The following is an 11,853-nucleotide window of genomic DNA, read 5'->3' as shown; positions in this document are numbered from 1 at the left end:
TCCATTTGGTTCACCATGATTGCGGAGAAAAAATTTTATCATGCCCCCAATAAAGCTTTGTGGTCACCCAGAAAGTGACCCACCCCCATGCCGCCCATGCCCCATATCCAGCACCACCAGTCGAGAGCATCGTACAAATAAAACCCTTGTGCTTTTTCACCTTCCTCAAGGGCTACTGCTTCATACGGACTATGCTGAAATTCCCCCCTACTCAAAAATCAACACACCGCTTTTGTAATCAACGGTATATTTTCCGAGGCGTTCCAGTACGCCCTGCCCCAGCAGCATGGGGGCTTTGAGCGAATCAGTGATGGCGCAAGTCACCCCCCTTATGGTCTTGTTTCCAATCCGTACGGATTGCAGGCGAAACCTGCCACTTTTCATCTCCGTTCCGTCCGCCAGTCTGTAAACGGCCCCAGACATATAGTCGGATTCCCTGATGGTTCCGGTTCTGAACAAAGTGAGCGCAACATCAGACGATATGACGACATCCGAAGCGCCGCTGTCAATAATAAAAGGTATGGCGAGCACGCCGTTAAGCACAACGGGTATTTCATAAACTCCGCCGGATTTGAACATTTTGACCTTATTGCGGCCTGCGCCCACGCCGGCGGCAATCTTGTCCCGGATATTCTTTGTATCAAGCGGAATTTCGGCTGTGTGTGCGGAACCATCGCAGGTTGTTTTCAGCGTAAGCAGGGAGACATCGGAGTCAACAGCGACGCTGAAGTTTAATTTCCCCACCACAAAATATTCCTGCGCCCTGCTTATTCCCGACAAATGCACCTCCGAATTGTCATTTGCATAGGCGACATTTACAGAGAATTCCCCCGGAAAGAAAATGTGGTCGTTGTGGGCATAAAAGTTCACAGTCATCTGCCCGGGCGAAATGCCGACTGAATCCAGATACAGCAGGCAGCCTTCGGGTTCGGTCGTCAACTGCTCGCCGACGGGAACCAGTTTTGATTCGGAGAAGAACGAGAATATCCCCTTCGGCTTTGACAACTTATATTCGTATTCACCCGAATCGCCGCACACTCGCAGCACATCGGGGGAAGAAGTGACCGTTCCGTCAACCCATCGGGCGGTTATCCCCTTGACTCTCAAGCAATCATTCTCGGCATAATCGGGGTGCCGTTCATACAGCAGCCGTACAGGTGTCACGCCAATTTCATCGCCCCCGTCTTTGTATGAGATAACCGCGCCGGGCGGGTCTGTTCGGTATGTAATGCCGGTGGTGGCGGCACAACCGCCGACAAACACGGCCAGAATAGAGATGGCAACCGGGTATTTCATTCTTGTTTCCCAATCCCGGTTTTGCATTCAGGGAACTGGTCGCCTTTGAATTGAGACTCGCTGTCCAGGCGGACGGGATAAACGTGCAGATACAGATTGTTCTCATAGCAGAAGGACATTTTCTCCCTGAAGTTCTCGTTGCGGGGATACAGCAGGTAAAGTGTGACGGGGGTCTGGCTGACTGCGTATTTCTTTTTGTATTTCTTTCCATAGGCGTATAACTGATAGAGGTCGCTTTGGCTGATGTTGTGGTGGCGGCTGTTTTTGTTCAGGCGTTTCCACTTGGTGTCCATCACCAGGATTTTGGTTTTGTCACGCTTTCTTGCGACGATGTCGGGGCGCATTTGGAATTCGCGCCTGCCTTCAGGGTTTTCTTTGATCAGATACAGGATTTTCTCTTGAGTGTTGATTCTCCAGCCGTCCATTTCCCGCCGCAAACGGTGGGCGACATAATCCTCAAAGATTCTCTCCATCGGGAACAGCAGGGCAAAAGCCGGACTTTGGCCCTGGTATGCGGCGGGAGCGCTGTTCTCCAGAAACAGTTTTACCCACGGAAACAGACGGGTGTAAAGAGGCATTGTGCGGTCCACTTTGGCGCGGGTCAGGTCAACTGCGATGTTTTTTGATTCGGGGATATCCTCGAAATAAAAACGTGCCTGGTGTGCCAGTGTCTGGTTTTTTACGCTCCGGCTCAGGCGCTGCAAGAGCAGCACGGTGGACTTTAGCAGGCGGTTCACCGGGCGGTTGGCGGAAAATTCCTCATACTGCACATAGAAACGCTCGCGGTGTATCAGGTTGTGCTTTATGTGTTTGGAGAAGATGAGTTTTCCTTTCAGCACGCGGAGATTGTTTTCCACCCTGCTGTAACTGCGCGCAAGTCCCCGGCGCGTGAGTTCCAGCAAGTCTGCAAGAAACATCTGGATGAAAACTTCCAGCAAGGGAAAGTTTTTCATTGTCCGTATATCGGCATCACCCATGTTTTTGCATGGGCCGTCTCGCCATACCTGGAGCATTTTCAGAAAGATTGTTTTTTCTTTCTCAATGCTGTCAGCACCGGCCAAATCAATCTTGGGCAGAATCTCGATTGTGGTGCCGCGACGAGTCTGGAGAATGCCGACGAAGTTTCTTGCCTTCAATCTCTGGTGTTCCAGTTTCAGAACGGATTGACCCCCTACCGGCTTTGACAGGACAAAATTTCTGATTTCTTCAAAGTCATCTTTGGAGACTTGCCTGTCTGCCCGTGAGTCATAACCAAGCGTTTCAAACTCGCGCAGAAAAATTGTTTTCTGTTTATCCATCGGTATTTTGCTTGTCATAAATTGACTTGTATTTTTCAGCATCCCTGAAAACACTCTCTCCGGCAATGCGCCAGATTTTCTTGTCAGGGTCAATCAAGTCATTGGACGGCATCTTGGGAGAGTCTTCCGCAGCAACAAACCCGTTGTTGTTAAGCACCAGATTAATTTTCTCCCAATTATCGTAAAAGTACTCCTGCAGAAGCGGCAGAATGGAATGGCGGAAAATATCCGCCAGTTTCTCCAAGGTCGGCTCTTTTCTGAGAGGCAGGAAGTAAGTGTGCCCTATCTGGTGGTCTCGGTCGTACAAGACTTCTATACGCTGGTTTATAGTTTCGAGCAACAGGGGTATTTCAATATCCCCCACCTTCACATCTTTCAGAAGTTCATAGTTCGGCATCATCTCCACAAACCGGAAGCGACGCCGCAAGGCGGTATCCAGCAGTGCAATAGAGCGGTCGGCGGTGTTCATCGTTCCGACAATGTAGAGGTTGGCGGGAATACTAAAGTACTCTTGGGAATAAGGAAGAACAACACTCAGCTCATCGTCGGCATCGGCGCGCTTTGACGGTTCTAACAAGGTAATCAATTCACCAAAAATGGCTGAAATATTACCCCGATTAATTTCGTCAATAATCAGAAGGTAAGGTTCCGACTCCTCACCAGGCAACTCCGTAGGCTTGTATTTCTCTTCAATGTAATTGATAACCGCCCGGATGTAGGACGGGTTGTGAAACTCTCTGAAATCGGCACCCAAATATGTCTTGACAATACTGTCAATTGACACCGGATAGTCAGCTCCAGGCTCTTCTGTTTGCCTTCCCGGCGAAACACGGAAGGTTACCCCGCCCCGATAAGTCACTTGAATAGGATTGCCTCTGACTGTTTTCATCTCGACAGCATTTTCCGAGCATTCCTCTTTCAACTTCTCAATATATTGCTCAAAAGAAAGTCCGCGCCTGCCGCCTTGGGCACGCGCGCACAGTTTCTTGAACAGGCCGTCCTCTACTTTGTAAAAAACCTTTCCGTCTTCAGTCACCGCTTTCAGCCCTTCGATGAATTCCTCATAACTGAAGCTCTGATGAAAAGTGACGAAGTCCACACGATGTTCCACTTCTTTCAGTTCTTCAAAGCGATCCTGGATTTCTTGTCTGTCTTCCTTGTTTTCAGAATAAAAGTCGCGGTCAAGGATTTCTACAGCCTCATTTATGGTGCGGTAGGTCTTTCCTGTTCCCGGTGGCCCATAAAGAATAGTGTTAAGGGGAATATCTATAGCCTTCCCTTCATCAGATTCCGGTGAACCAATGACAGGATTTACTGAAGCTTTCGCTTTCTTTTGCTCTTTGACATAACAAAATGCCTCATGAGATATTTCATAAAAAGGACGCCGACCATTTTCCCGAACTTGGTCGCAAGTCTCTTTATATTTTTCGAAATTAAACCTTCCCCAAAGGCTCTTCCAGGGGATACCGGGATATAGATGCTTCAAGTATCTACGGACAGGTCCGTCAAGATTCAGGAAAACATGCGGTCGAATCCAGAATAAACCCATCGTGAGATTAAACCTGACCTGCCGCAAGCTGATGGCTTCATTAAAGGCATCCGCAAATTTGTCGTCATTTAGCGGATCTTTTCCCAATGCCAACTCGTACAAACGCCACAGTTTTTCAACATGGTCTTTTTCCTTCTTTGGGGCAAAGGGAAAAAACCAGGATTTCATAGTGTGCAAAATCGGAATACTTGTACAATCAGTCGGCACATCAGCCTTAACCTCAAATCCTTCTTTAATGGCTTCCATAATAGCAATTCGAGCCGGCCATTTTATGCGACGGTTAAAAACACCATAGAATGTGAAGGGATCTATTTCTGTGAGCAAATTCTTCTTTCCCTCACTGTTTCTATCCTGCAAGGGAGTGATTTTGAGTCCTTCACTCCTTAATTCCTCCAAAAATCTTATAAGCTCTCCCTGACTATCACGATACTCAAGAAGAATACCCGCAAATTCCTCATAAAAAGGAACCCAAGTAAACATTTCTTTCTCTTCCATAACTTCCTCCAAAGTTGAATTTCAGATTATAAGGCGGCTTACAGGCCACCTCACCCCGAAAACGGCCCGCCCCCCATTCCGCCCATCCCGCGCATCATCTTCTCCACCCCGCCGCGCGAGAATTTCTTCATCGCCTTCTGCATCGTCTTGTGTTGTTTCAGCACGCGGTTGACATCCTGAATATGCGTCCCCGACCCGGCGGCGACGCGCTTTTTGCGCGAGCCGTTCATCAACTCGGGCCGGCGGCGTTCCAGCGGTGTCATTGAATCAATCACCGCCAGCATTGTCCGCACCTGTTGTTCGCCGGCCAGCGGGTTGGCGGCGGCCTTGCCGGCCATGGCGGCGGGGAGTTTGTCGAGCAGGCCGGCGATGCCGCCCATGTCCTGCATCTGGCGCAACTGGTCGCGCACATCGTACAAATCAAACCCCTTGCGCTTTTTCACCTTCTTCAGCAGTTTGCGCGCCTTGCGTTCGCCGTCGCCGCGCCCCACCTGCTCAATCAAACTCTCCACCTCGCCCATGCCGAGGATGCGCGACGCGATGCGTTCCGGGTAAAACGCCTCCAGTTGATCCAGTTTCTCGCCGACGCCGATCATCTTGATCGGCTTGCCGGTCACCGCGCGCACCGACAGCGCGGCGCCGCCGCGCGCGTCGCCGTCGGCCTTGGTCAGGATGACGCCGGTCAGCGGCAGCGCCTCGCCGAACGCGCGCGCCGAGTTCACCGCGTCCTGCCCGGTCATGCTGTCCACGACAAACAGCACCTCAACCGGCGACACCGCGTCGTGCAGTTCGCGGACTTCATCCATCATCGCCTCGTCAATGTGCAAACGCCCGGCGGTGTCCACTATCAGCACATCCTTGTACTCAAGCCGCGCGCGTTCCAGCGCGGCGCGCGCCGACACCACCGGCGGCTCATCGGCCTGCGTCGGGTAGCAGGCGGCGCCGCACTGCGCGGCCAGTTGCGCGAGTTGCTCGATGGCCGCCGGGCGCCGCACATCGCAGCCGACCAGCGCCACCGACTTCTTCCGCGCTTGCAGATGTTGCGCGAGTTTGGCCGCGGTCGTCGTCTTGCCGGCGCCCTGCAAGCCGGCCAGCAGCACCACCGCCGGCGGCTGCGCGTCCAGCGCCAGCGTCGCGCACTGCCCGCCCATCAGCGCCGTCAGTTCCTCCGCCACCAGTTGAATCAGCGCCTGCCCCGGCGTCAGGCTTTTCGCAACCTCGGTGCCGACCGCGCGCCCCCGCACGGCCTCGACAAAATCGCCGACGACGGGCAGCGCGACATCGGCTTCAATCAGCGCCGCGCGCACCTCGCGCAGCGTGTCGGCGATGTTGCCTTCGGTCAGGCGCACCTCGCCGCGCAGGCGCCCGGCGACCGCGGCAAGGCGGCCTGTGATGCGTTCAAACATGGCGCGCAGAATAGCACACGGGCGGGCGCCGGCGGGCGCCGGCAAGCATCGGCGGGCCAGGCGAACACCGGGCGAACGCCGGGCGGCTTTTGCTATAATCGCGTGAGCGATGAACGCGCGACCAATTCAATGGGCCTGACGCTCAACCTGCTGGCGGTCTTTCTGTACCTGCTGACGGCGCTGCTGCTGTGGAAACAAACCGGGCGCGGCGCCGAACACCGCGGCGCCGGGCCGCGCGCAAAAGTGGCGCTGCCGTGGCTGGCGGCGCTGGCGTGCCACGCCGCCGGGCTGGCGCCGGTGGTGATGACCGGCGACGGCCTCAACCTCGCCTTCTTCCAGGCCGCGTCGCTGGCGGCGCTGCTGTTGTCGCTGACGCTGCTCGTCAGTTGCCTGCGGCTGCCGCTTGAACTGCTCGGCCTGGTCGTGCTGCCGCTGGCCGCCGTCGTCATCCTGTTCAGCCACGCCGACCCCAGCCGCATTCTCGTCGCCGGCGCCGCCGTCCCCGGCATTCAGGCGCACATTCTGCTGTCGTTTCTGGCCTACGCCTTTCTCAGCCTCGCCGGCATCCAGGCCGTCGCCATTTACCTGCAAGACCGGCGCCTCAAGGTGCACGGCTCGCCGGCGCTGCTCGCCAACCTGCCGCCGCTCGACAAGATGGAGACTTTCCTGTTCCATCTGCTCGGCATCGGCGTCGCGCTGCTGACGCTGAGCCTCGCCAGCGGCTGGCTTTACCACGACGACCTGATGGCGCAGCACCTGGTGCACAAGACGGTGCTGTCGGCGGCGGCGTGGCTGTTCTTCAGCGTGCTGCTGGTCGGCAGAAAACTGCTCGGCTGGCGCGGACGCACCATGCTGAGACTGGTGCTGACCGGCGTCGTGCTGCTGGCGCTCGCCTATTTCGGCAGCAAGATGGTGCTGGAACTGATCCTGCACCGGGTCTGACCGCACGCGCACCGCCGCCCCCTCTGTTCAACACTGCAACACCGCACACCGCACGCTGCACAACGCTTCACCGCCCGCACGCCATGGAAGACATTCCTCTATACGCGCTTTTTATCGTTCTCGGACTGCTGTTCGCGCTGTCGGCGTTCTTCTCGGGTTCGGAAACCGCGCTGATGACGGTCAACCGCTACCGCCTCGAGCATCTGGCGCGCGAAGGCCACCGCGGCGCCGCGCGCGTCCTCAAACTGCTGGAAAAGCCCGACCAGTTGATCTCGCTGATTCTGCTCGGCAACAACCTCGCCAACATTCTCATCGCGCAGTTGACGGCCTACATCGGCTACCGCATCTACGGCGACCTCGGCATCGCCGTGGCGACGGCGGCGCTGACGCTGGCGCTGCTGATCTTCGCCGAACTCACGCCCAAGACTTTCGCCGCGCTGTGGCCGCAGCGGCTGGCGCTGCCGGCAAGCGCCGTGTATGCGGTGCTGCGCGTGCCGCTGTATCCGCTGGTGCGCCTCGGCGCGCTGATCACCGGCGCGCTGCTGAAGCCGTTCGGCGGCGGCCAGGCGCGTGGCCCGACGCAGTCGCTGACGCGCGAGGAACTGCGCGCGGCGCTGGCCATCTCGCGGAATGTCATCTCGGAGGAATACCAGGACATGCTGGTCGGCATCCTCGACCTCGAGAAAAAAACGGTGGAAGACATCATGATCCCGCGCCACGAAATCATCGGCATTGACCTCGACGACGAGATCGGCGACATCGAGGACGGCCTCGCCAACACCGCCTACACGCGCGTGCCGCTGTACCGCGGCAGCATTGATCATGTCGTCGGCTTTGTGCATGTCAGAAAAATGCTGCAAGGCGACGCCGCCGAGGGGCTGACCATCGAGGCGCTGGAAAAGGCCGCGCGCGAGCCGCATTTCATCTCGAAGAATGTGCCGCTGATGGAGGCGCTGCGCGACTTCAAGAAGCACAAGCGCCGCAGCGGGCTGATTGTGGACGAATACGGCGAAATCCAGGGGCTGGTCACAATGGAAGACCTGCTGGAGGAAATCGTCGGCGAATTCACCAGCGACCCGGGCACCTACGACCTGGAAATCGCGCGCCAGGAAGACGGCAGCGTCATCGTGGACGGCAGTTGCCACATCCGCGAACTGAACCAGTTGACGGGCTGGAAACTGGACGAGGACGGCCCCAAGACCGTCAACGGCCTGGTGCTTGAGAAACTGGAGATGATTCCGGAGTCGGCCACCTGCATACTGATCGAGGGGCACCCGTTTGAGGTGCTGAAAACGCACCGCAACGCCGTCAAGATTGTCCGCATACTGCCGCGCCTCGCCGGGCGCGACGGCGACGGCGACGGCGGCAATGGCAACGGCAATGGCGCCAACGGCGCCGGGGAGACGGCGTGACAAACCCCGCCAAGGAGCAAGGGCGCATCACAGGGCGCATCGCAGACCGCATCAAGGGCCGCGTCTGGCAATGCTACGAGGCGGCGGTGCTGGGGCGGCCCGGCGTCGTGCTGGCCGCGCTGTTCGCGCTGGTCGCGGCGCTCGCAAGCCAGGCCGGGGATTTCCGGCTCGACGCCTCCGCCGACTCGCTGCTGCTTGAGAACGACGACGACCTTCGCTATTACCGTTCGCTGGTGCGCCGCTACGGTTCCGACGATTTCGTCGCCGTCACCGTCACGCCGGGCGGCGACCTGTTCGCGCCGCAGGCGCTGGCGCGACTGGACGCGCTGCAAAACGACCTCGCGGCGCTGCCCGGCATCCGCCAGGTGCTGTCGCTGCTGGATGTGCCGCTGCTCGACAGCCCGCGCATCAGCCTGTCCGACCTGTCGAAGGAAAAGCGCACGCTGCGAACGCCCGGAGTAGATACGGAGATGGCGCGGCGCGAATTCCAACACAGCCCGCTTTACCGCAACCTGCTGCTCAGCGACGACGGCGGCACGACGATGATGCTGGCCTACCTGGAAACGGACGACACGCTTGAAAACCTGCTGGCCGAACGCGAGCGCCTGCGCCTGCTGAAACAACAGCGCGGGCTGGACGCCGAACAGGCGCGCCAACTCGACGAGACATCGCGCCTGTTCCGGGCGCGCCAGGCCGAACAGGTGCAACAGCGGCGCGCGACCATCGCCGCAGTGCGCGGCGTCATGGACCACCACCGCGAGCGCGCCGAACTGTCGCTCGGCGGCGTGCCGATGATCATCGCCGACATGATCGCGATGATAGAGAACGACCTCGTCGTGTTCGGCGCCGCGGTCGCCGCGTTTCTGGTGCTGATGCTGACGGTCATCTTCCGCAGCCCGCGCTGGGTGGCGCTGCCGATGATGTGCTGCCTGCTGTCGGCGCTGGCGATGGTCGGCCTGCTCGGCCTGCTCGACTGGCGCGTAACGGTCATCTCGTCGAACTTCGTCGCGCTGATACTGATCATCGCGATGTCCATGACCATCCACCTGACGGTGCGCTTCCGCGAATTGCAGGCGGCGCGCCCCGCCGAAGAGCCGCGCCAGTTGCTGAAAGAGACCGTGCGCTTCATGTTCCGCCCGTGCATCTACACCTCGCTGACGACCATCGTCGCCTTCGTGTCGCTGCTGGCGAGCGGCATCCGCCCGGTCATTGATTTCGGCTGGCTGATGACGCTCGGCATCGTCTTCGCGTTCTTCCTGATCTTCACGCTGTTCCCGAGTTTTCTGATGGTGCTGAAAAAGGGCGAGAGCCGCGCCGAGAACGACTTCACAACGCGGCTGACGGGCGCGCTGGCGCGGCTGACAAGGCGCCGCCACCGCGCCATCGCCGTCGTCGGCCTTGCGGCGGCGCTGGCGAGCGCGTTCGGCATCGGCCAACTGGAGGTTGAAAACCGCTTCATTGACTACTTCCGCGACGACACCGAAATCCACCGCGGCATGTTGCTGATAGACCGCAAGTTAGGCGGCACGACGCCGCTCGACATCGTGCTGAAAGCCGACGCCGGCACGCCGTCGGCGCCGGTAGCGGCGCCGACGGCAGACACCGGCGACAGCGCGGACAACAACGCCGACGACGACTTCGCGCTCGACGACTACCTTGAAGACGACGCCGAACAGCCGCCGCAGAACTACTGGCTGAACCCGCGCAAACTCGGCGAGATACAAAAAATCCACGACTACCTCGACGCCCAGGCCGAGACCGGCAAGGTCATGTCGCTGGCGACGCTGGCAAGGCTCGCCGAAATGCTGAAAGACGGGCAGCCGCTGGACGACTTCGAGACCGCGCTCATCGGCAAACTGCTGCCCGGCGATGTCAAGAACATCCTCTACACGCCGTACATCTCCGCCGACGGCAACGAGGTGCGCTTCAACGCGCGCATCATTGATTCAAACAAGGACCTGAGCCGCGCCGATTTCCTGAACAAGATACAGTCCGGCATTGAAGACCTCGGCTACGACGCCGAACGCTTCCGCCTGACCGGAATGCTGGTGCTCTACAACAACATGCTGCAAAGCCTCTACGAGTCGCAGATACTCACCATCGGCACGGTGTTTCTGGCCATCCTGGCGATGTTCACGGTGCTGTTCCGCTCGTGGCTGCTGGCGGCCATCGCGATTTTCCCGAACCTGCTGGCGGCGGCGCTGGTGCTCGGCTTCATGGGCTACCGCGGCATACCGCTCGACATGATGACCATCACCATCGCCGCCATCAGCGTCGGCATCGCCGTGGACAACACCATCCACTACATCATCCGCTTCAAGCGCGAGTTTCCGAAAGACCGCGACTACTTCGCCGCCATTGAACGCTGCCACGGCAGCATCGGCAAGGCCGTGTACTACACCTCGGTCACCATCATCTTCGGCTTCTCGATTCTGGCGCTTTCAAACTTCATCCCGACCATCTACTTCGGCCTGCTCATCGGGCTGGCGATGCTGGCGGCGCTGACGGCGTCGCTGACGCTGCTGCCGTCGCTGCTGATTCTGTTCAAGCCGCTGGGCGCGCCGGGCGCGCCGGAGGCGCGGCGATGACGCAGCGCCCGCAAATGACGCGCGAGCGGCTGTCGCCGACCTGGGAAGTAGAGGCGCGCGACCAGTTCGGCGACGCGCGCGCGGTGCACATCGCCGGCGAATCGCCGCTGACGCTGATCGTGGACGGGCGCGAACTGGTTACGCTGATGACGCTCGGCACCTACCCGGAAGAACTCGCCATCGGCTACCTTCGCAACCAGCGCCTGATTGAAGACATCGCCGCGATTGAGTCGGTGCGCGTGGACTGGGAGCGCGAAACCGCCGACATCCGCCTGCGCCCCGGCTGCGCCGTCAGCGACTGGGAGGAAAAACTGGCGAAGCGCACCGTCACCAGCGGCTGCGGCCAGGGCACGATTTTCAGTTGCACGCTGGACAAACTCTACGACCGGCGGCTGCCCGACGCCGAGGTGCGCCAGGCCGTCATCTACGAACTGCTGCGCGAGATTGCGCGCCACAACGAGATTTACAAACGCGCCGGCGCGGTGCACGGCTGCGCGCTGTGCCGGGGCAGCGAGATTCTGATGTTCGTCGAGGATGTCGGGCGCCACAACGCCGCCGACGCCGTCGCCGGCATGATGTGGCTTGAGGGCCTCGACGGCGCCGACAAGATCTTCTACACAACCGGGCGGCTGACTTCCGAGATTGTCATGAAAACCGCGACGATGGGCATCCCGACGCTGCTGTCGCGCTCCGGCATCACGAACGCCGGGCTGGAATTCGCGCGCGACCTGAACATCACAATGCTGGCGCGCGCCAAGGGGCGGTCATTTCTCGCCTACCACGGCGCCGACAAGGTCATCTACGACGCGAAGCCGCCGAAGCCGCCGCCGGCGCCGCCGAAGCCGAAGCCGCAGGTGGACTGAAGCG

At 59.0% G+C, this 11,853-nt stretch carries 8 protein-coding genes; 4 read left to right on the top strand and 4 right to left on the bottom strand.

What is annotated here, in order from left to right:
- Positions 1-207: 207 nt before the first annotated feature.
- The 4 genes from OXU50_06375 to ffh are packed head-to-tail and all read right to left on the bottom strand — an operon-like array spanning position 208 to position 6,044.
- Positions 208-1,296 carry a retropepsin-like aspartic protease gene (locus OXU50_06375; GenBank protein MDD9869502.1) on the bottom strand — a complete coding sequence of 363 codons (1,089 nt, stop codon included), beginning with the start codon at positions 1,294-1,296 and terminating at the stop codon, positions 208-210.
- Positions 1,293-2,594, bottom strand: coding sequence for an McrC family protein (locus tag OXU50_06370; GenBank protein MDD9869501.1), 1,302 nt, complete (start codon positions 2,592-2,594; stop codon positions 1,293-1,295). Before OXU50_06370 ends, OXU50_06375 begins: the two co-directional genes overlap by 4 nt.
- A complete protein-coding gene (locus tag OXU50_06365; GenBank protein MDD9869500.1) occupies positions 2,587-4,638 on the bottom strand; it encodes an AAA family ATPase in 2,052 nt (683 codons plus the stop codon). The genes OXU50_06370 and OXU50_06365 overlap by 8 nt, the downstream gene beginning before the upstream one ends.
- A 50-nt stretch (positions 4,639-4,688) precedes the next feature.
- Positions 4,689-6,044 carry a signal recognition particle protein gene (gene ffh, locus OXU50_06360; GenBank protein ID MDD9869499.1) on the bottom strand — a complete coding sequence of 452 codons (1,356 nt, stop codon included), beginning with the start codon at positions 6,042-6,044 and terminating at the stop codon, positions 4,689-4,691.
- A 102-nt stretch (positions 6,045-6,146) separates the two neighbouring features.
- On the opposite strand from ffh, the gene ccsA reads away from it, so the two are divergent.
- The 4 genes from ccsA to OXU50_06340 all read left to right on the top strand — a co-directional run bounded on the left by ccsA (position 6,147) and on the right by OXU50_06340 (position 11,849).
- Positions 6,147-6,986 (top strand): cytochrome c biogenesis protein CcsA, encoded by an 840-nt coding sequence (ccsA, locus tag OXU50_06355; GenBank protein MDD9869498.1) that lies wholly within the window; start codon positions 6,147-6,149, stop codon positions 6,984-6,986.
- Positions 6,987-7,069: 83 nt separating this feature from the next.
- Positions 7,070-8,398, top strand: a complete 1,329-nt coding sequence (locus tag OXU50_06350) for an HlyC/CorC family transporter (GenBank protein ID MDD9869497.1) — start codon at positions 7,070-7,072, stop codon at positions 8,396-8,398.
- Entirely contained in the window at positions 8,395-10,986 is a 2,592-nt protein-coding gene (locus OXU50_06345; protein ID MDD9869496.1) for an MMPL family transporter, read from the top strand. Before OXU50_06350 ends, OXU50_06345 begins: the two co-directional genes overlap by 4 nt.
- The gene (locus OXU50_06340; protein MDD9869495.1) at positions 10,983-11,849 is read left to right on the top strand and encodes a formate dehydrogenase accessory sulfurtransferase FdhD; all 867 of its coding nucleotides are present in this window, start codon (positions 10,983-10,985) and stop codon (positions 11,847-11,849) included. Before OXU50_06345 ends, OXU50_06340 begins: the two co-directional genes overlap by 4 nt.
- Positions 11,850-11,853 lie beyond the last annotated feature (4 nt).

The sequence above is a fragment of the Gammaproteobacteria bacterium genome (assembly GCA_028817225.1).
Taxonomy (GTDB): Bacteria; Pseudomonadota; Gammaproteobacteria; order Poriferisulfidales; family Oxydemutatoraceae; genus Oxydemutator.
This window is presented reverse-complemented; position numbering and strand designations above follow the sequence as displayed.